This is a genomic window from Lutibaculum baratangense AMV1 (assembly GCF_000496075.1).
Classification (GTDB): Bacteria; Pseudomonadota; Alphaproteobacteria; order Rhizobiales; family Tepidamorphaceae; genus Lutibaculum; species Lutibaculum baratangense.
This window is the reverse complement of the sequence record NZ_AWXZ01000029.1, coordinates 38,367-57,599: the sequence shown is the minus strand read 5'-3', so window position 1 is coordinate 57,599 and position 19,233 is coordinate 38,367. Positions and strand designations below refer to the sequence as shown.

The 19,233-nt window shown below is 68.3% G+C and carries 22 protein-coding genes; 15 read left to right on the top strand and 7 right to left on the bottom strand.

Translation table 11 applies throughout. From position 1 onward, the window contains the following. Positions 1–29: 29 nt before the first annotated feature. Positions 30–1,646, top strand: a complete 1,617-nt coding sequence (locus N177_RS10275; protein ID WP_023432246.1) for a BCCT family transporter — start codon at positions 30–32, stop codon at positions 1,644–1,646. On the opposite strand, the gene N177_RS10270 is transcribed toward N177_RS10275, so the two are convergent. Beyond that, the gene (locus N177_RS10270; RefSeq protein ID WP_023432245.1) at positions 1,622–2,578 is read right to left on the bottom strand and encodes a LysR family transcriptional regulator; all 957 of its coding nucleotides are present in this window, start codon (positions 2,576–2,578) and stop codon (positions 1,622–1,624) included. The genes N177_RS10275 and N177_RS10270 overlap by 25 nt on opposite strands. Positions 2,579–2,671: 93 nt before the next feature. On the opposite strand from N177_RS10270, the gene N177_RS10265 reads away from it, so the two are divergent. Further along, entirely contained in the window at positions 2,672–3,676 is a 1,005-nt protein-coding gene (locus N177_RS10265; RefSeq protein ID WP_023432244.1) for an NAD(P)H-binding protein, read from the top strand. Further along, the gene (locus N177_RS10260; protein WP_023432243.1) at positions 3,676–4,065 is read left to right on the top strand and encodes a DUF6220 domain-containing protein; all 390 of its coding nucleotides are present in this window, start codon (positions 3,676–3,678) and stop codon (positions 4,063–4,065) included. The genes N177_RS10265 and N177_RS10260 overlap by 1 nt, the downstream gene beginning before the upstream one ends. Before the next feature lie 13 nt (positions 4,066–4,078). Here the strand turns inward: N177_RS10260 and moaB are convergent, their stop codons facing one another. Further along, on the bottom strand, positions 4,079–4,627 hold the full coding sequence (gene moaB / locus N177_RS10255; protein WP_023432242.1) for a molybdenum cofactor biosynthesis protein B: 549 nt from the start codon (positions 4,625–4,627) through the stop codon (positions 4,079–4,081). Between the two features lie 99 nt (positions 4,628–4,726). Here moaB and N177_RS10250 point away from each other — a divergent pair, with 99 nt between their 5' ends. Then, a complete protein-coding gene (locus N177_RS10250) occupies positions 4,727–5,338 on the top strand; it encodes a LysE family translocator (RefSeq protein ID WP_023432241.1) in 612 nt (203 codons plus the stop codon). Positions 5,339–5,357: 19 nt separating this feature from the next. On the opposite strand, the gene N177_RS10245 is transcribed toward N177_RS10250, so the two are convergent. The 3 genes from N177_RS10245 to N177_RS10235 all read right to left on the bottom strand — a co-directional run bounded on the left by N177_RS10245 (position 5,358) and on the right by N177_RS10235 (position 6,975). Then, positions 5,358–5,828 (bottom strand): helix-turn-helix domain-containing protein, encoded by a 471-nt coding sequence (locus N177_RS10245; protein WP_081718476.1) that lies wholly within the window; start codon positions 5,826–5,828, stop codon positions 5,358–5,360. Continuing rightward, positions 5,825–6,124 (bottom strand): type II toxin-antitoxin system HigB family toxin, encoded by a 300-nt coding sequence (locus tag N177_RS10240; RefSeq protein ID WP_040485556.1) that lies wholly within the window; start codon positions 6,122–6,124, stop codon positions 5,825–5,827. Before N177_RS10240 ends, N177_RS10245 begins: the two co-directional genes overlap by 4 nt. A 68-nt stretch (positions 6,125–6,192) precedes the next feature. After that, positions 6,193–6,975: a uracil-DNA glycosylase gene (locus N177_RS10235; protein ID WP_023432239.1), complete on the bottom strand. Its 783-nt coding sequence runs from the start codon at positions 6,973–6,975 to the stop codon at positions 6,193–6,195. Between the two features lie 119 nt (positions 6,976–7,094). Here N177_RS10235 and N177_RS10230 point away from each other — a divergent pair, with 119 nt between their 5' ends. From N177_RS10230 to N177_RS10220, 3 genes are read left to right on the top strand one after another with little or no spacing between them, the layout of a single operon-like run. After that, complete coding sequence (locus N177_RS10230) at positions 7,095–8,756, top strand: electron transfer flavoprotein-ubiquinone oxidoreductase (RefSeq protein WP_023432238.1); 1,662 nt, start codon at positions 7,095–7,097, stop codon at positions 8,754–8,756. A gap of 52 nt (positions 8,757–8,808) precedes the next feature. Further along, complete coding sequence (locus tag N177_RS10225) at positions 8,809–10,605, top strand: tetratricopeptide repeat protein (protein WP_023432237.1); 1,797 nt, start codon at positions 8,809–8,811, stop codon at positions 10,603–10,605. Next, positions 10,602–11,504, top strand: coding sequence for a 4-(cytidine 5'-diphospho)-2-C-methyl-D-erythritol kinase (locus tag N177_RS10220; RefSeq protein WP_023432236.1), 903 nt, complete (start codon positions 10,602–10,604; stop codon positions 11,502–11,504). The genes N177_RS10225 and N177_RS10220 overlap by 4 nt, the downstream gene beginning before the upstream one ends. On the opposite strand, the gene N177_RS10215 is transcribed toward N177_RS10220, so the two are convergent. Beyond that, a complete protein-coding gene (locus N177_RS10215; RefSeq protein ID WP_081718488.1) occupies positions 11,488–12,423 on the bottom strand; it encodes a polyprenyl synthetase family protein in 936 nt (311 codons plus the stop codon). The two genes, N177_RS10220 and N177_RS10215, sit on opposite strands and share 17 nt — an antisense overlap. Positions 12,424–12,641: 218 nt before the next feature. Between N177_RS10215 and N177_RS10210 the strand changes: the two genes are divergently transcribed. From N177_RS10210 to glyS, 7 genes are all read left to right on the top strand, one after another. Further along, positions 12,642–12,860: a putative signal transducing protein gene (locus N177_RS10210; RefSeq protein WP_023432234.1), complete on the top strand. Its 219-nt coding sequence runs from the start codon at positions 12,642–12,644 to the stop codon at positions 12,858–12,860. Next, positions 12,847–13,653, top strand: a complete 807-nt coding sequence (locus N177_RS10205; RefSeq protein ID WP_023432233.1) for a tRNA1(Val) (adenine(37)-N6)-methyltransferase — start codon at positions 12,847–12,849, stop codon at positions 13,651–13,653. Before N177_RS10210 ends, N177_RS10205 begins: the two co-directional genes overlap by 14 nt. An 8-nt stretch (positions 13,654–13,661) precedes the next feature. Further along, a complete protein-coding gene (locus tag N177_RS10200; protein ID WP_040485587.1) occupies positions 13,662–14,504 on the top strand; it encodes a S49 family peptidase in 843 nt (280 codons plus the stop codon). A 14-nt stretch (positions 14,505–14,518) separates the two neighbouring features. Further along, positions 14,519–14,725, top strand: a complete 207-nt coding sequence (locus tag N177_RS10195; RefSeq protein WP_023432231.1) for a hypothetical protein — start codon at positions 14,519–14,521, stop codon at positions 14,723–14,725. Positions 14,726–14,834: 109 nt separating this feature from the next. Then, positions 14,835–15,746: a glycine--tRNA ligase subunit alpha gene (locus tag N177_RS10190; RefSeq protein WP_200863391.1), complete on the top strand. Its 912-nt coding sequence runs from the start codon at positions 14,835–14,837 to the stop codon at positions 15,744–15,746. Continuing rightward, complete coding sequence (locus N177_RS10185; protein ID WP_023432229.1) at positions 15,746–16,162, top strand: endonuclease domain-containing protein; 417 nt, start codon at positions 15,746–15,748, stop codon at positions 16,160–16,162. The genes N177_RS10190 and N177_RS10185 overlap by 1 nt, the downstream gene beginning before the upstream one ends. Beyond that, positions 16,155–18,407, top strand: coding sequence for a glycine--tRNA ligase subunit beta (gene glyS, locus N177_RS10180; RefSeq protein WP_023432228.1), 2,253 nt, complete (start codon positions 16,155–16,157; stop codon positions 18,405–18,407). The genes N177_RS10185 and glyS overlap by 8 nt, the downstream gene beginning before the upstream one ends. A gap of 40 nt (positions 18,408–18,447) precedes the next feature. Here glyS and N177_RS10175 read toward each other — a convergent pair whose 3' ends face one another. Then, positions 18,448–18,936: an AAC(3)-I family aminoglycoside N-acetyltransferase gene (locus N177_RS10175; RefSeq protein WP_023432227.1), complete on the bottom strand. Its 489-nt coding sequence runs from the start codon at positions 18,934–18,936 to the stop codon at positions 18,448–18,450. Between the two features lie 122 nt (positions 18,937–19,058). On the opposite strand from N177_RS10175, the gene N177_RS21050 reads away from it, so the two are divergent. Next, positions 19,059–19,196, top strand: coding sequence for a DUF3096 domain-containing protein (locus tag N177_RS21050; RefSeq protein WP_023432226.1), 138 nt, complete (start codon positions 19,059–19,061; stop codon positions 19,194–19,196). Positions 19,197–19,233: the final 37 nt, after the last annotated feature.

Genomic DNA, 19,233 nt, shown 5'->3' with positions numbered 1-19,233 from the left:
CGAGCCAGAAGAAGAGGGAGAAACATCCCGTGCCAGAGTCCTTCCGCCAGCCCGTCTTCCTGATCTCGGGCGCCGTCATCCTCACTTTCGTGATCCTGGGAGCGGCCTTTCCCGAGGGCTTCAAGTCGGGCGCCGAGGCGGCGCTCGGCTGGGTGACGACCTTCTTCGGCTGGTTCTACCTCATCTCGGTCTTCGGCTTCGTCGTCGTGCTCGTCTATCTCGCCTTCTCCAAATACGGCGAGACGCGGATCGGGCCGCCGGATTCGACACCCGACTACTCGTTCTTCTCCTGGGTCGCGATGCTGCTGGCAGCAGGCTTCGGCGTGGGGCTGGTCTTCTACGGGCTGGCGGAGCCGATGACGTTCTTCCTCAAGCCGCCATACGAGGAAATGGAAGGCGGGAGCGAGGCCGCGGCGCGCTTCGCGATCCAGTACGCCTTCTTCGACTGGGGCGTCCACCAGTGGGCGGCCTTCTCGATCGTCGGCCTGATCATCGGCTACTTCCAGTTCCGCAAGGGCGAGGCGGGACTTGTCTCGACGACGCTCGAGCGCATGACGAAGCGTGCCCCCGGCGGCAAGCGGCTCGGCAACGCCTTCGACATCTTCGCCGTCGTCGCCACCGTCGTCGGGGTCGCGACCTCGCTCGGCCTCGGGGTGCTGCAGATCAATGGCGGCCTGAATTACGTGTTCGGCCTGCCTGAAGGCTTCGTCTGGCAGCTCGCGATCCTCGGCGTGATGTTCGGCGCCTACATGGTCTCGGCGGCGTCCGGCCTCGACAAGGGCATCAAGATCCTGTCGAACATCAATCTCGGCCTCGCCATCGCGTTGATGCTCTACATCCTGATCTTCGGGCCGACGCTGACGATCCTCAACACGATCGTCCAGGGCCTGGGCGACTATCTCCAGCACTTCCTCGAGATGAGCCTGCGCACCGACGCCTTCGCGGGCTCGGAGTGGGCGTCGAGCTGGACCATCTTCTACTGGGCCTGGGTGATCGCCTGGTCACCCTTCGTCGGCACCTTCGTCGCGCGCATCTCGCGCGGCCGCACGATCCGCGAATACGTCTTCGGCGTGCTCGTCATGCCGCCGCTGCTCGCCTGCCTCTGGATCGGGGTCTATGGCGGCGCGGGCCTGCACTACGAGCTCGTCGAGGGAGCGGGGCTGGCCCAGGCGACGAGCGACAACATCACGACGGCGGTCTTCCATTTCTTCGACCTCCTGCCGATGTCGATGGTCCTGAACGTGCTGACCTGCATCCTGATCTTCATTTTCCTGATCACGTCGGCGGATTCGGCCTCCTACATCGTCGCCCAGATGACCGACAAAGGCTCGATCGATCCTCCGCTCGTGAAGCGCCTCTCCTGGGGCGGGCTGATCGCGGCGATCTGCCTGACGCTCATCGCGACGGGCGGCTTGGAGGGCCTCCAGTCGGCGGCGGTCCTGGCGGCGCTGCCCTTCACCTTCATCCTCTACGCCATGGTCTACACGCTCTTCCGCGAGCTGAAGGCGGACCGGCAGGCGATGCTGCAGGAGCTCTACGAGAAGCACGACCAGACGCCGGTCGGCGCTTCGATCCACGAGGCGCGGGAGCTCGCGGACAACGGCGACGAGGGGGAGCCCGCCTACTCGCCCTCGGCGGCGGAGTAGGGCGCCGGCGAGGCTTCGGCGCCCGAAGCGGCGGCGTCTTTCTCCTCGCGAAGATAGTCGAGGAGTCCCACCACCAGTTCGTCGAACACCGCGCGGCACCGCGGGGTCGAGCGCAGGTTCTCGTGCATCACGACAAAGGTCGGGAGCTTCAGGTCGAACTCCCGTTCGAGCAGGCGAACGAGACCCGCGCGCCGCCCGAGCTGCACCTGGCACACCCCGATCCCGAACCCAGCCGCGATCGCCTCGAACTGTGCGAGATCACTGTCCGTCTTCAAGGCGAAGCGGCTCGTATCGAACTGAGGCACGCTCCCGACGAGTTTGCGTATCCACGGTGTCACCTTGTCGAAGCCGATGACGTCGTGCCGGGCGAGGTCCTGCAGCGATGATGGGCGTCCCCGTCGATCGAGGTAGTCCGGCCGTGCATGCAGGCCGAGCGCGACGGCGCCCGCCCGCCGTACGACGAGCGCGCCCTGCGTCGGCTCGACCATTCGCACGGCGATGTCCGCCTCTCGGTGCAGCAGGTCTTGCAGCGTGTTCGAGATCGCGAGCTCGACGACGAGGTCGGGGTGCCGCCGCCTAAGGCCTCGCAGGATCTCGGGCACCACCTTGATGCCGATCACCTCGCTCGCGCTGATGCGCACCGTGCCGCTCAGAGCGCCGCTCGAGCCGGACGCCGTCCGCCGCAGGGCCGCCTCCGTCGCGGCCATCGTCCTGAGATAGGGGACGAGCTCGCGCGCGGCTTCCGTCGGTTCGAGCCCGTTCTGCGAGCGCAGGAAGAGCTGCACCGCCAGAGCCTCCTCGAGCGCCGCGACATGGCGGCCGACCGTCGGTTGCGCCACGCCGAGCCGCCGTGCCGCGCCCGACAGGGATCCCTCCTCGATCACTGCGAGGAAGGCCCGATAGAGGGTCCAGTCCGGCTCCGTTCGTGCCATGCGATTCTGTATAGCGGATGCACGAGATTCCACAATTCCGTTCAGGCTGGCCGGCGATCAAGTTTCGCTCCACGGCAATGATGGAGAGATCCGGTGAGACAGGAACGAACGGCCCTCGTGCTCGGTGCGACGGGCGGCATAGGTGGCACGGTCGCGCGGCGCCTGAAGGCACGCGGCTGGCATGTCAGGGCAATGGCCCGCCAAGGCCGGATGCTCGCAGCGTGCCGGAACTTCGAATGGGTGGCGGGCGACGCGATGAACGCGTCCGACGTCGCGCGGGCCGCCAACGGGGCTGCGCTCATCGTTCACGCCGTGAACCCGCCTGGCTACCGGGACTGGCAGAGGCTCGTCCTGCCGATGCTCGACAACACGATCGCGGCGGCGAAGTCGGAAGGGGCCCGTATCCTCCTGCCCGGCACCGTCTACAACTACGGGCCCGATGCCTTCCCGGAAATCGACGAGGCTTCGCCGCAGAACCCGGTGACGCGGAAGGGGAAGATCCGTGAAGAGATGGAGCGGCGGCTCGAGGTGTCCGCTGGGGAAGGAGCCCGTGCTCTGATCCTGCGGGCCGGCGACTTCTTCGGTCCGAGAGCCGGGAACAACTGGTTCTCGCAAGGGCTCGTGAAGCCTGGCAAGCCGGTGACCTCGATCACCTGCCCGGGCACGATGGGTGTCGGCCACCAGTGGGCGTACCTGCCCGACGTGGCGGAGACGATGGCGGCGCTCGCCGAGCGGGAGAACGAGCTCGACGACTTCGCGACCTTCCACATGAACGGCCACTGGGACGAGGACGGCAACCGCATGGTGGAGGCGATCCGCCGCGCCACCGGGAATCCCACGCTCAGGGCTTATCCGATGCCCTGGCCGGTGATGCGGCTCCTGTCGCCGGTCGTGCCGCTGTTCCGCGAGCTCGTCGAGATGCGCTACCTCTGGCGGCAGCCGATCAGGTTGCGCAACGACAGGCTGATCGACTTCCTGGGCGCCGAGCCGCACACGCCGCTCGACCGTGCCGTGCGGGAGACGCTGGAGGCTCTCGGCTGCCTTCCGCCGGCAGGCCGCGCGACGGCCCGTACGGTGCGCCTGGCGGAGGGGCGGTGATGTCCGGAGCCATCGCTCGCCCGCGCGCCACCGGGTCGCGCCTCGCCTTCCGAACCGCGGCGACCGCCGTCCCGATCATGATCACGGGCCAGTTCTTCCTGATCGGCCTCGCGATCTTCGCAGATGCGGCCGCCTTCGATCTCCACCGCGCGCTCGGTGGCCTGGTCGCGGTGCCGGTCGCAGCAAGCGTGGCGCTGGCGTTCCTTCTTGCGGAATTGCGCCCGATGAGGCGCGGGGCCGCCACGCTCCTCGCCCTCTATGTGACGCAGATCCTCTGGCTGGAACTCGGAGAGGCGACCGGCCTGGGCACGGTGCAGGCGTTGCACGCGCTGAACGCGGTCTTCCTCATGGGCGCGTCCGTCTCTCTGGCTGAGCGGGCGGGGCGGTGAATCGAGCCAGAGTTCATCCCTTCGTCCGCTGCAGGTGCTCTCCCAGCCGCGGCATGATCTCGACGAAGTTGCACGGCATGTGGCGGTAGTCGAGCTGCGCCTCGAGGATGCCGTCCCACGCATCCTTGCAGGCGCCCGGCGAGCCCGGCAGCACGAAGACGTAGGTCTGGTGGATGACGCCGCCCGTCGCCCGGCTCTGGATCGTCGAGGTCCCGATCTTCTCGTAGGAGAGGCGGTGGAAGATCACCGAGAAGCCGTCCATCACCTTCTCGAACAGCGGCTCGATCGCCTCGGGCGTCACGTCGCGGCCGGTGAAGCCGGTGCCGCCCGTGGTGATGATGACGTCGACCTCCGGGCTCTGAGCCCAAGCGGTCACCTGCGCGCGGATCTCTTCGACCTCGTCCTTCACGATCGCCCGCGCGGCGAGGTGGTGGCCGGCCTTCTCGATCCGGCCGGCGAGCGTGTTGCCGGACTTGTCGTCCTCCATGGTGCGCGTGTCGGAGACCGTCATCACGGCGATGCGGACGGGGATGAAGGGGCGGTCGCCGGTGGCGTGGGGCATGGGCTCGCCTCGTGTCTCTCTGGTTGGTCTTGCCGAACCCTCGGCACGGCAACATCCTCGCATATGGCGTCGCGGTCGACGCGACAGGAGGTCCCGCCCATGAGCATCGAGTTCCTGCTGACATCGCTCGTCATCGTCGCCTCGCCAGGCACGGGCGTGCTCTACACGCTGGCGGCTGGCCTCGCCGGCGGGGCGCGCACGAGCATCGTTGCCGCGTTCGGCTGCACGCTCGGCATCGTGCCGCACCTCGCGGCCGCGATCCTCGGGCTGGCGGCGCTCCTGCACACGAGTGCCGTTCTCTTCACGCTCTTCAAGTATCTTGGCGTCGCCTACCTTCTCTACATGGCGTGGCAGACGCTGAAGCAATCCGGAGCCCTGAAGGTCGACGGCAGCCAGTCACCGAGATCGGCTGCCCGTGTGGCGGCAACGGCCGTCCTCGTCAACATACTGAACCCGAAGCTGTCGATCTTCTTCCTCGCCTTCCTGCCTCAGTTCGTCAGCCCCGGCGAGACGGCCCCGCTCGCCCGAATGGTCGAACTCTCCGCGGTCTTCATGGCGATGACCTTCGCGGTCTTCGTCGTCTACGGCCTGTGCGCTGCCGCCGTGCGCGACCACGTCGTCTCGCGGCCGGGGGGCCTCGCCTGGATGCGCCGCAGCTTCGCGGCCGCCTTCGTGGGCCTCGGCGCAAGGCTCGCTCTGACCGAGCGATGAGAAAAGCTCTCTTTGGCGGCTATCCGATCAGGCGCTTTGACTGGGCTTTTGCCCGAGGGGACGGTCTCGGGCGGTTTGGCGCCAATCCCCGCGGCCCGGCGTAGCGTCCCTTGTTGCCGCTGAAGCCCCTGAGTAGAGCGTCCGCCGGAATACCCCACTCCTCATGCAACTTTGAGGCGGCTTGCAGGCTCAGTCGCCCACGCCTCTTGAGCAACTCTGATGCGCGTACGCGCGAGCCGAGCAGGCGAGCGAGGTCGGCATGACTGAAGCCGCTTGTCTCCATGCGGTGGCGGATGGCGTCGACCGGATCGGCCGGTTCAATGGGCCAGTGTGCAGCTTCATAGGAGGCGATGAGGTCAGCAAGAACGTCGAAGCGATCAGCCTCGGGAGTGCCTCGGCTCGGTTCCTCCTCGAAATACCGAGAGATCTCCTCCAGTGCCCACTCGTAATCCGCCTCGTTTCTGATCGGGCGAACGATGACGTCGCTCATCTTATCCTCGCTGCGTCGATGCGATCGTAGTCGCGGTGGGTCCCGATGAACTTGATCAAAACGCGCTTGAACTCGTAAGACACGTGAACAACCAGTCTATACTTGTTGCCACCAATGTCGAAAACGACCCGGTTGTCGGCGACGAAATCGACGGTCGTTCCGAACAAGTCCTTGATGTCTCGGGGGGATGACCATTCCGCTCTCTCCACGACAGAATGCCATGCCCGCAGCGGGCCCTCTGCCCGATGGTGTCGTTCCCAAAACAGCTTGAGGGTCCGCTTTGCGACGATCTGCATCCGGCCAAGAGTATTTGCATCTTGCTGTTACAGGCAAGCACTGCGCGAATTGAACTAAAGGTAAGGCGCTATCGCGTTCCCTCCAGCGCCTTCCTGATCGAGAGCAAATCCCGCCACGCGAGCCGCTTCTGCGCCGGCTGCCTCAGGAGGTAGGCCGGATGGAGCGTCGCGATCGCGGGGATCGCGCGATCACCCGCCCTGTACTCCATCCACCGGCCTCGCATCTTCAGGATCCCGTCGGAGCGCTGCATCATCTCCTTCGCCGAGGCGCCGCCGAGGAAGACGAGGATCTCCGGCGCCTTCAGCTCGATCTGCCGCTCGATGAACGGCTTGCAGACCTGGATCTCCTGCGGCGTCGGCGTGCGGTTTCCCGGCGGCCGCCAATAGACGATGTTCGCGATGTAGGCGCTCGTCCGGTCGAGCCCTATCGAGGCGAGCATGCGGTCGAGGAGCCGGCCGGCGCGTCCGACGAAGGGCTTGCCCTGCAGATCCTCCTCGGCGCCCGGCGCCTCGCCGACGAACATGATGCGGGCCTCAGCGTTGCCGTCGGCGAAGCACATGTTCTTCGCCGTGTATTTCAGCGGGCAGCCCTCGAAGCCCGCGAGGATGTTGCGAAGCTCCTCCAGCGTGGTGGCGAGCCGCGCCTGCTCGCGCGCGAGAAGCAGCGGGTCGCTCGCCTGCGGGGCGTCCGACGGTCCGATGCCTGCGGCCTCGAGCGCGGTCGAAGGCGCGGGCGGTGGCGCAAGCCTGTCGCGCGGCGCAGCCTCGACCGCCTCGTCGACGCCTGCCTCCCGGTACCAGGCGAGAAGCGCGTATGCCTCCTCGCGGGTGAGGCTCTGAGCCTCGCTCATGGCAACTCGTTGACCTCGGATTGTCCTCTCCTTCCGATATAAGCCATAGTGCCGCCGATCGAAATGCGCCGCCTCCGCCGGCGCCCCGACGCGGAGAGACAATCGTGGCAGGAGTAACGATGGCTGACGGCGCGAGCGAGCTTCCCGAACGCGAATCGATGGAATTCGACGTCGTGATCGTCGGCGCCGGCCCGGCGGGCCTCGCCGCGGCGATCCGGCTCAAGCAGCTCTCGGAGGAGCTCTCGGTCGTCGTGCTCGAGAAGGGTTCGGAGGTCGGCGCCCACATCCTGTCGGGCGCGGTCGTCGATCCCGTCGCGATCGACCGCCTCCTGCCGGAGTGGCGCCAGGAGGAGACGCCGCTCAAGACGCAGGTGACCGACGACCAGTTCCTGTTCCTCGGTCCCGCAGGATCGCTGAGGCTGCCGAATGCGCTGATGCCTCCGCTGATGTCGAATCACGGCAACTACATCGTCTCGCTCGGGAATGTCTGCCGCTGGCTCGCCGAGAAGGCCGAGGCGTTGGGCGTCGAGATCTATCCGGGCTTCGCGGCGGCGGAGGTGCTCTACGGCGATAAGGGCGAGGTGATCGGCGTCGCCACGGGCGACATGGGAGTCGGGCGCGACGGGGAGCCGAAGGACGGCTACACCCGCGGCATGGCGCTGCTCGGCAAGTACACCTTCTTCGCGGAAGGGGTGCGCGGCTCGCTATCGCGCCAGGTTATAGACAAGTACGCGCTGAACAAGGACTGCGACGTCTCGAAATACGGTCTCGGCGTGAAGGAGCTCTGGGAGGTCGATCCGGCCAAGCACCGGCCGGGCCTCGTGCAGCATTCGTTCGGCTGGCCGCTCGACCGCAAAACGGGCGGCGGCTCGTTCCTCTACCACTTCGAGGAGAACCTCGTGGCAGTGGGTTTCGTCGTCCACCTGAACTACGAGAATCCGTACCTCTCGCCGTTCCACGAGTTCCAGCGCTTCAAGACGCACCCGGCGATCCGCGAGACCTTCGAGGGCGGCAAGCGGCTGTCCTACGGCGGGCGCGCGATCAGCGAGGGAGGCTGGCAGTCCGTGCCGAAGCTCTCCTTTCCCGGCGGCGCGCTGCTCGGCTGCGCCGCTGGCTTCGTCAACGTGCCGCGGATCAAGGGTTCCCACAACGCGATGCTGTCCGGCATGCTCGCCGCCGAGCACGCGGTGGAGGCGCTCGGGGCCGGCCGAACGAACGACGAGCTCGGGAGCTATGACGCCGCCTGGCGCGACTCCGAGGTGGGCCGGGACCTCAGGCGCGTGCGCAACGTGAAGCCGCTCTGGTCGCGCTATGGCCTCGTCGGCATGGGGCTCGGCGGCCTCGACATGTGGGCCAACACGATGGGCTTCTCGCCCTTCGGTACGCTGAAGCACGGGAAGGCCGACCACGAGAGCCTGAAGCCCGCGGCGCAATGCCGGCCGATCGATTATCCGAAGCCCGACGGGGTCGTGACATTCGATCGCCTTTCTTCGGTGTTCCTGTCGAACACGAATCACGAGGAGGATCAGCCGATCCACCTCAAGGTCAAGGACATGGCGCTGCAGAAGCGGAGCGAGCACGACGTGTACGCCGGCCCTTCGGAGCGCTATTGTCCCGCGGGGGTCTACGAATGGATCGAGGAGGACGGCGCGGAGCCGCGGTTCCAGATCAACGCGCAGAACTGCGTCCACTGCAAGACGTGCGACATCAAGGACCCCAACCAGAACATCGTCTGGACCGTGCCGGAGGGCTCCGGCGGTCCCAACTATCCGAATATGTGACGGCGGAGGGGAGGGCGCCCGCCCTTTCGCGGCCAGTCGAGGAGTTCGCGCTTTGCCGAAGATCGCCAGCGTCCTGACAGGACGCTTTGCCGTGGTCGCCGCCGTGGCGTCCGCCATGCTGCTCGGTCCCGCCATGATTGCTGGCTCGGTGCCCCTGCACGCCGAGGGCAAGGCCGACTTCCAGTTCGGGCCGAAGGCGTTCAGCACGCTCGGCCCGGAGTCGGGCAGCTTCTCCGGCAGCTATCTCGCGGGCCGGCTCGCGGGGAGCCAGGGTGACGCGCCGGCGGCCGCGGAGTTCTACCGCAGCGCTCTCGCCGCGGACCCGAACAATCTCGCGCTGCTCGACCGCGCCTTCACCCTGTCGGTGGTCGCAGGCGATGTAGAGGCGGCCGCCGACCTCGCCGCGCGCGTCGCGGAACAGGACGAGAGCCATCTCCTCGCGCGCCTGACGCTCGCGGCCGAGGCGGTGAAGCGCGACAGGCTCGATACCGCGGCGGACCTCGCCGAGAAGCCTGGCCAGGGACCGCTCGCCGAGCTCACGATCCGCATCCTTCAGGCATGGATCCAGTATGGCCAGGGCCAGGTCGACGAGGCGCTCGCGACGATCGAGGGGCTGCAGGGGCCGGACTGGTACAAGGTCTTCAAGCCGCACCATCGCGGTCTGATCGCCGAGCTCGCAGGGCGCGACGACCTGGCCGACGCGGCCTTCGCCGAGGCGTATGCCTCCGACCCCGGCGCGCTGCGCGTGGTGCAGGCGCAGGTGCGCCGCCTGATGCTGGCCGGCAGGAGCGACGAGGCGCGGGCGATCGCCGACGAGTTCGTGGAGCGCGTGCCAAATCACCCGCTCACGATCGAGTTGCGGCGGCTTCTCGAGAGCGGCGAGGTGCCAGAGCCGCTCGTGACGTCGGTCGCCGGCGGCCTCGCGGAGCTCCTCTACGGGCTCGGCTCCGCCCTGGGCAGCGACAGCGCCGAGGAGTATGCGGCCTCCTACGTCCAGCTCGCGCTCTATCTCGAGCCCGGCAACGCGCTCGCGCGCTTCACGCTCGCCGACTTCTACGAGCGGCTGAAGGACTATAACGCTGCCGCGGCCGCCTATGAGGGCGTCGGCGAGAAGTCCCCGCTCTACGACACGGCACAGGTGCACCGCGCCCTCGTGCTGAACGCGGCCGAGAAGCCGGAGGAGGCGCAGCAGGTTCTCGAGGCCGTGGTCGCCCGCAATCCGGAGGCTCTCGACGCCGTCGTCGCCCTCGGGAACATCCAGCGCGCCCGCGAGATGTTCGACGAGGCCCGCGAGACCTACACGCGCGCGATCGACGAGACCGAGGCGCGGGGCGAGGAGAACTGGACGCTCTACTACTTCCGCGGCATCGCCAACGAGCGCACGAAGAGGTGGGACGAGGCCGAGACCGATCTGAAGAGGGCGCTCGAGCTTCAGCCCGGCCACCCTCTCGTGCTGAACTATCTCGGCTATTCCTGGATCGATCAGGGCATCAACCTCCAGGAGGGGCTCGAGATGATCACGGAGGCCGTCGAGGCGCGGCCGAACGACGGCTATATCGTCGACAGCCTGGGCTGGGCCTATTACAGGCTCGGCGAGTACGACGAGGCGGTCGAGCACCTCGAGCGGGCGGTCGAGCTGATGCCGCAGGAGGCCGTCATCAACGATCACTTGGGCGACGCCTACTGGCGGATCGGCCGCAGGCTCGAGGCGAAGTTCCAGTGGAGCCACGCCCTCGATCTCGACATGTCCGACGAGCCCGGTCTCGAGGAGAAGATCCGCAAGAAGCTCGTCGAGGGCCTGACCGACGAGGAGGAAAGCCCCGCGGCGGTCGCGCGCGACACCGAGTGAGGCACGGCGAGGCAGCGGCCCGGCGGCTGTCGCTCGAGGCCCCGGCGAAGGTGAACCTCGCGCTGCACGTGACGGGCCGCCGCGACGACGGGTATCACCTGCTCGACACGGTGGCGGTTTTCACCGGCGTGGCCGATCGGCTCGAGACGGAGCCCGCGGTGGATCTGGGGCTCGTCGTTGAAGGGCCGTTCGCCGCCTCCCTTCGCGACGAGGACGTCTCGGAGAATCTCGTTCTGAAGGCGGCGCGGCTGCTGGGCGGGTTGCCGGTCCGCATCGAGCTCGAGAAGAACCTTCCCGTCGCTGCCGGAATCGGCGGCGGCTCGGCCGATGCGGCCGCCGCTCTGCGCCTGCTGGCGGATCTGAGCGATCGTTCGCCGGATAGGGCGCGGCTTCACGCCGCAGCTCTTGCCCTCGGTGCCGACGTGCCGATGTGCCTGGCGGGAGTGCCGCTCCGCGCCCGCGGCATCGGCGAGGTGATCGAGCCCCTGCCGGGCTTCCCGTCGCTGCCGCTTCTCCTCGCGAACCCCCTCGTCCCGGTTCCGACCGGCAGGGTCTTCCGCGCCCTGGACCTTCGTTCGAGGGGTCCGCTGCCGCCAAGCGAGGGCCTGCGCGACATCCCGGACGTGGTGGCGTGGCTGGCCCGGGCGCACAACGATCTCGAGGCGCCGGCGATCGCGACGGAGCCGGTGGTAGGCGAGGTGCTGGCGGCTCTGCGGCAGCTGCCGGGCTGCGGCTTCGCCCGCATGAGCGGCTCCGGCGCCACCTGCTTCGGTGTCTTCGCCGACTTGGACACAGCCGAGCGCGCGGCGGCCGAGCTGCGCTCCGTGCGGCCGAAGTGGTGGATCTTGGCGACCGCGACGCGCACCGTCGCTCCGACGATCGTCAGAATCGCCGGTTGACGCAGAAGCCGACGACGTCGAGCAGAGCTTCGCGATGCGGCGTCTCCGGCAGCCTCATGAGAGCCTCCTGCGCGGTCGCGCCATGCGCGTTCGCGCGGGCCACCGTCTCCTCGAGCGCTCCGTGCCGAGCCATCAGGTCGATCGCCCGGGAGAGATCCCGGTCGGTCTGGTTGCCTTCGCGCATGGCGGTCCGCCAGAACGATTTCTCGTCGTCGTCGCCCTTCCAGTAGGCGATCAGCACGGGCAACGTGATCTTCCCGTCGCGGAAATCGTCGCCGACGCGCTTTCCGAGCTCCGCCTGGACGCCCGAGTAGTCGAGCGCGTCGTCGATCAGCTGGAAGGCGAGGCCCAATTCGTGCCCGTAGGTCCGAAGCGCTTCGCGCTCTGCCTCACCCTTGCCCGCGACGATCGCCCCGACCTCGGCCGCCGAGGCGAAGAGGGCGGCCGTCTTGGCTTCGATCACGGCCATGTAACGCGCTTCGCTCGTTTCGAGCTCGTGCGCCGTCTTGAGCTGCATCACCTCGCCCTCGGCGATCACGGCGGCAGCACGCGACAGGACCTCGAGCGCCGGCAGCGAGGCAACCTCGACCATCATGCGGAAGGCCTGACCGAGCAGGAAGTCGCCGACCAGGACGCTCGCCTCGTTGCCCCACACCATGCGGGCCGCAGCCTTGCCGCGGCGCAGCTCGCTCTCGTCGACCACGTCGTCGTGCAGAAGGGTCGCGGTGTGCATGAACTCGACGCTCGCCGCGAGCTTGACGTGACCGTCGCCGCGATAGCCGAACATCTGCGCACAGGCGAGGGTCAGCATCGGTCTGAGCCGCTTGCCGCCGGAATCGATCAGATGCGCCGCGACCTCGGGGATGAGCGTGACGTCGGAGCCGGTCCGCTCGATGATCAGCTCGTTCACGGCCTTCATGTCGCCGGCCACGAGGCCGACCAGCGGCTCGATGCTGTCTGTGCGGGCGAACTGTGTCTGGGCTTCTGCGGCTGTCTGCAAGGCTCGCGAACTCTCCGGTGAGGCTGTCGCGGAAAGTAGCAGAGAGGGAGTATGGAGCAAGCCTTGGGGAGGATGCGCGGGCGTGCGATGGTGGCGGGCCCGGCCCGGCCCGATTGGCGCTCGCAAGAAGGTCCCGCATGAAAGAGCTCCTGCGCACGAACGACTTCGTCCTGATCAGCTTCGTGGAGAGCCTTCTGCGGGATGCCGGCATCGGCGCGGTTGTGCTCGACCAGAACATGAGCGTCCTGGAAGGCTCCCTCGGCGTGTTGCCGCGCCGCGTTCTCGTGCCCGACGACCGATACGACCAGGCGCGCCGGCTCATGATCGACGCGGAACTGGCCGATGAGCTCGGGTGAGCCTCCTGAGCTGACCGACGACGCCTTCCTCGGCGGCCGGGTGCGGGCCCTGCAGCCGCGGCGGGGCCACCGCTCCGGCCTCGAGGCGGTGCTGATCGCCGCCGCCTGCCCGGCATGCGAGGGCGAGACGGTGCTCGATCTCGGCGCCGGAGCGGGGGTCGCGAGCCTCTGCCTCCTCGCGCGCGTTCCCGGGGCGAAAGCGATCCTGGTCGAGGCGGATCCGGCCATGGCGGAGCTCGCGGAGGAAAACCTCCGGCGCAACGGGTTCGGCGACCGCGCGGCGGTCCGCTGCCTGCGTATCGGCGAGGCGGGAGCTGAAGCCTCGAATGCGGTCGCGGAGCATGCGATCGCCAATCCGCCGTTCCGCGATCCCCGCCGCCACCGGAGCTCGCCGGAGCGGGAGGCCGCCCACCTGCTGCCCGTCGAGGCGCTCGGGGCGTGGATCCGCTTCTCCGCCGGCGCCGTCCGGGGGCGTGGCACATTGACGCTGGTCCACGAGGCGGAGGCGCTCGAGGGCGTGCTGCACGCTTTCGGTCATCGCTTCGGCGATCTCCACCTCCTGCCGCTCCACCCGCGGCCTGGGCGAAGCGCGCGGCGCATCATCGTGCAGGGCCGCCGCGGCGCGAGGGCACCGCTATCGCTCCTGCCGGGGCTAGCTCTTCACGGCCGGGATGGCGACGGATTCAGCGACGAGCTCGACCGTGTCCTGCGCGATGGCGCGCGCCTTGCCCTCGGCAGGAAAGCGCGCGATAGGGAGAGGGTTGTGGGGGCATCCTGCGGGAGACCGGAATAGTGGGGATCATGTCCGCCTTGTTCGGGAGGCTCGGGCTCGGAAAGCCGGTCGTGCCGACCGTCACGCTCAGCGGCCCGATCGGCGTCGCTTCGCCGCTGCGGCCGGGGGTCACGCTGGCGGCCGTCTCCGGCGCGCTCGAGAGGGCTTTCCGGTACAAGCGAGGCGTCGCCGTCGCGATCCGCATCAACTCGCCGGGCGGCTCGCCCGTGCAGAGCCGTCTCATCTACTCGCGTATCCGCACCCTGGCCGAACGGCACAAGAAAAAGGTGCACGTCTTCATCGAGGATGTCGGCGCGTCGGGAGGCTATCTCGTGGCGCTGGCCGGCGATGAGATCATCGCGGATTCGAGCTCGATCGTCGGCTCGATCGGCGTCGTGGCGGCCGGCTTCGGCTTCGACAAGCTGATCGAGCGTGTCGGCATCGAGCGCCGGGTCTACACGAGCGGCCCGCGCAAGGTCATGCTCGACCCCTTCCAGCCGACGAAGGATGAGGATGTCGAGCGGCTGCGCGCGATCCAGGCGGACATCCAGCAGATGTTCGTCGACCTCGTGCGCGAGCGCCGGGCCGGCAAGCTGACGGTGCCGGACGAGGATCTCTTCACGGGCGAGTTCTGGTCCGGCCACAGGGCGCACGACCTCGGGCTCGTCGACACGCTGGGAGACCTGCGCCAGACGATGCAGGACCGATACGGTGAGGACATCCGGATCGTGCCGGTCTCGACGCAGCGCGGATTCCTCTCCCGCCGCATGGGCCCGTTCCGCGACGGCGGGCTGACCGCTGATCCGAGCTTCGCGGAGGATCTCGTCGCCACCCTCGAAACAAGAGCCATGTGGTCGCGTTACGGGATCTGAAGGAGGTCTCCCGCATGCCGCATCCTTTTCTCGTCGGAACGGCGCTACTGGGGGCAGGGCTGACGGCGCTTCGTCTCCTCCGGCGCGAGCAGCAGCGCGTGCGCAGGGTTCTCGACCGGGTCGAGGCCGAGGAGGGAATCGGGCGCCTGCCGGCGCAGCGCCTCGAGCGCGATCCCGCGACCGGCGTCTATCGCCTGCCGGACGACCGCCCTTCGTCTTGACCCGGGGAGGGGCCGTGGCTACACGTCCGCGGCATCCAGCGGCGCCGAACCGGCTCACGCGCCGCGACAGCTCGAAAGCCCGTAGGTCCAGATGTCCGATCAGGATTTCCTGAGCCCCTTGCGCTCGTTCCAGGGGCTTCTCCTCACGTTACAGCGCTACTGGGCCGCCCGCGGCTGCGTCGTGCTGCAGCCCTACGACATGGAGGTCGGCGCGGGCACGTTCCATCCGGCGACGACGCTGCGCTCGCTGGGACCGAAGCCCTGGAAGGCGGCCTACGTGCAACCTTCGCGCCGGCCCAAGGACGGCCGCTACGGCGAGAACCCGAACCGGCTGCAGCACTATTACCAGTTCCAGGTGCTCTTGAAGCCGTCGCCGCCGGACCTGCAGGACCTCTATCTCGGGTCCTTGCGCGAGATCGGCATCGACGAGAAGAACCACGACATCCGCTTCGTCGAGGACGACTGGGAGAGCCCCACGCTCGGCGCCTGGGGCCTCGGCTGGGAGGTCTGGTGCGACGGGATGGAGGTCTCGCAGTTCACCTACTTCCAGCAGGTCGCGGGCTTCGACTGCCACCCGGTCTCGGGCGAGCTGACCTATGGGCTCGAGCGCCTCGCGATGTACGTGCAGGGCGTCGACAACGTCTACGACCTGAACTTCAACGGGCGCGAGGGCGACGAGAAGGTCACCTACGGCGACGTGTTCCTGCAGGCCGAGAAGGAATACTCGACGCACAATTTCGAGCACGCCGACACCGAGATGCTCTTCGAGCAGTTCCGGATGGCGGAGTCCGCGTGCCGGAGATATGTCGAGGAGGGCTGGGCAGGGGAGCCGCGCGAGCGGCACCTGATGGCGCAGCCGGCCTACGACCAGTGCATCAAGGCGAGCCACGTCTTCAACCTGCTCGACGCGCGCGGCGTGATCTCGCCGACCGAGCGGCAGAGCTACATCCTGAGAGTGCGAGAATTGGCCAAGTCCTGCGGCGAAGCATGGCGTGCCACCGAAGCGGGGGGAGCGATCTGATGCAGCGTCCCAAGACCACGGCGCCCTCGCGCGGCGCTCCGCCCCGTCCGATCGCCGCCGGCGAGAGCGAGGCCGCTCGGCGGCTGCGCCGGGCGCTTGCCGAGCGGATGCCGGCCGCGCAGGTGCGCAATCACGTGCAGATCGGCTCCTACATGGTAGACCTCGTCGCGCTCGGCCCGAAGCTGATCGTCGAGATCGGTGTCGGCGAGACCGATCGCGCGGCCGCCGGCCGGCCCGAGCGGCGGCGCACGGCGTTTCTCGAGGCGAGGGGTTACCGGATCCTGCGCTTCTCCACCGACGAGGTGACGGCCGATCTCGACGCCTGCGTCGAAAAGGTCGCTGCCGTGGCGGGCGATCGGGGTGGCGCGAAGGCGACGAAGACCGACGACGGGGCCGCAGGATCGGACGATGCCTGATCTCCTGCTCGAACTCTTCTCCGAGGAGATCCCAGCGCGGATGCAGGCGCGCGCTGCGGAAGACCTCAGGAAACTCGTGACCGACGGGCTCGTCGAGGCGGGACTCGTCTACGAGGGCGCGAAGGCCTTCGCGACGCCGCGGCGGCTCGCGCTCAACGTCGTGGGCATCCCCGCCAAGGGGCCCGACTTGCGCGAGGAGCGCAAAGGCCCGCGGGTGGGGTCGCCCGAGAAGGCGATCGAAGGCTTCCTGCGCGGCGCGGGGCTCGCCTCGATCGACGAGGCGCGCATCGAGAGCGATCCGAAGAAGGGCGAGTTCTACGTCGCGGTCATCGAGAAGCCCGGCCGGACGGCGGAAGAGGTGATCGCCGAGCTGGTGCCGGACGTCATCCGCAGGTTCCCCTGGCCGAAGTCGATGCGCTGGGGCACGGGATCGTTGCGCTGGGTGCGGCCGCTGCACTCGATCCTCTGCGTGTTCGGGCCCGAGACCGAGGACACGGACGTCGTGCCGTTCGAGGTCGACGGCATCGGGTCGGGCCGCACGACGCGCGGCCATCGCTTCATGGCGCCGGGCGAGATCGAGGTGAAGCGCTTCGAGGACTACGAGAAGAAGCTCTTCGACGCGAAGGTCGTGCTCGATCCCGCGCGCCGGAAGGAGATGATCCGCGCCGACGCGAAGAACCTCGCCTTCGCGCAGGGGCTCGACCTTGTCGAGGACGAAGCTCTGCTCGACGAGGTCGCGGGGCTCGTCGAATGGCCGATCGTGCTGATGGGCGAGTTCGACCGCGATTTCCTCGAGATCCCGCCGGAGGTCATCCGCCTGACGATACGGGCGAACCAGAAGTGCTTCGTCGTCAATGACCCTGCCACGGGCAGCCTGTCGAACCGCTTCGTGCTGGTGGCGAACCTCGAGGCGGAGGACGGCGGCCGGAAGATCACAGAGGGCAACCAGCGGGTGATCGCGGCGCGGCTGTCGGATGCACGCTTCTTTTGGGAGCAGGACAAGGCGACGACCCTCGCCGACCACGCGAAGAAGCTTCGGAGCATCGTCTTCCACGAGAAGCTCGGCACGCAAGGAGACCGCGTCGCCCGCATCGCCCAGCTCTCGCGCGAGCTTGCGGCCGGGCTCGGGGCCAGCGGCGACCGTGCGTTTCTTGCCGCCCGCCTTGCCAAGGCCGACCTCGTGACCGAGATGGTCGGGGAGTTTCCGGAGCTGCAGGGCGTGATGGGCCGCTACTACGCCTTCGCCGAGGGACGTGAGGCCGACGTCGCCAATGCCTGCCGCGACCACTACAAGCCGGTGGGACAGGGAGATGCCGTGCCGACGGAGCCGGTCTCCATCGCCGTCTCGCTCGCCGACAAGCTGGACATGCTCTCGGGCTTCTGGGCTATCGACGAGAAGCCGACGGGTTCGAAGGACCCGTACGCCCTCCGCCGCGCCGCGCTCGGCATCATCCGGATCGTCCTGGAAAACGGGCTGCGGGTCCGCCTCCTGCCTATCCTTCGCGAGCAGGTCGAGCGCCAGGAGCGGCAGGTGCACTCCACGGCTGCCCTGAACCAGGCGATCGACCAGGCCGTCGCGACGCTCGGCCTCGATCTCTCGGGGAAGACCGAGGAGGAGATTTCGGACGAGATCTACCGCCACCACCAGGTCGATCCGGCGCGTGTGGCTGCGGCGGCGGCGGATCTCGTCGCCTTCTTCGCCGACCGCCTGAAGGTGCAGCTGCGCGAGCAGGGGGCGCGGCACGACCTCGTCGACGCCGTGTTCGCGCTTGGCCGAGAGGCGGGGAGCGCCGCAGGCGCGACAGGGACGCCGGAACCTCAGGACGACCTCCTGATGATCCTCCGCCGGGTCGAGGCGCTGGGCGCGTTCCTCGACACCGAGGACGGCGCGAACCTGCTCGCCGCCTATCGCCGCGCGGCGAACATATTGCGCATCGAGGAGAAGAAGGACGATCGCTCGCATGCGGGCGAGGCGAGCCGCGAGAAGCTCGTGGAGCTGGCCGAGGCGACTCTCTACGAGCGGCTTTCGGCGGTCACCGCGGAGGTCGACGCCGCGCTTGAAGCCGAGGACTTCGCGGCCGCGATGACGGCGCTGTCGCAGCTCCGCGCGCCGGTCGACGCATTCTTCGACCACGTCACGGTGAACGCCGACGACGCCGCGCTGCGCGAGAACCGCCTGCGGCTCCTATCGCAGATCCGCGCGACGATGGACCGGGTCGCCGACTTCTCCAGGATCGAGGGCTGACCGTGCCCCTCTCGCGCAGACGGGGCAGCGCAGGGGCGCCTCAGCCCGCTTCGTCCGCCTTTCCGTCGCGGGCGGAGACGGGCAGGTCGAAATGCAGCACCTCCTCCCGGGTCCCGAGGCTCTCGTAGAGGGCGATCGCGGGCTCGTCGCCGTGGTCGGCCTGCACGAAGACGACCCAGCCGCCGGCGTCGGCGGCGATCCTGCGGAGCTCGTTCAGGAGCGCCGTCGCGCAGCCCCTGCGGCGGAAGCCTGCGTCGACGGCGAGGTCGTAGACATAGTACTCCCGGCGCGCCTGCTCGAACTTGTCGAGCGCGTAGGCGACGAGGCCGCCGACGAGACGGCCCTCCGTCACGGCCACAAGGACCACGACGTGGTCCATCGCGAGAAGCCGCCGGAGGTAGGGGTCGTCGGGAGGCCGGCCGGAATAGGTCGCCCGGTCGTCGAAGACGGTCGCGAAGAGAGCGTTCAGCTCCCTGAGGTGTGGCACGTCCTCGAGCGCAAGGCGCCTGATCGAGATGTCGTCGCGCATGCCGCAACATAGCATGGCGGCGCGGAACCGCTCTTCCTCTGGCGGGTTTTAGTGCCGCCGCGGCGCCGCGCGCGCTCCAGTCCTTGCGCCGCGGTTCCATCCGGAGCAGAGGTATCCCGATAATGACCTTCGATTTCACGACCGTTCAGCCGCTCGTGGCGCTGATCGCCGGCATTCTGATCCTGATCATGCCGAGGCTCCTGAGCTTCATCGTCGCGATCTATCTCATCGTCATCGGGCTCGTGGGACTGACCGCCTGAGGCAAGGCCCGCCCCACGGAGCGGTCGCCCGGCGGCT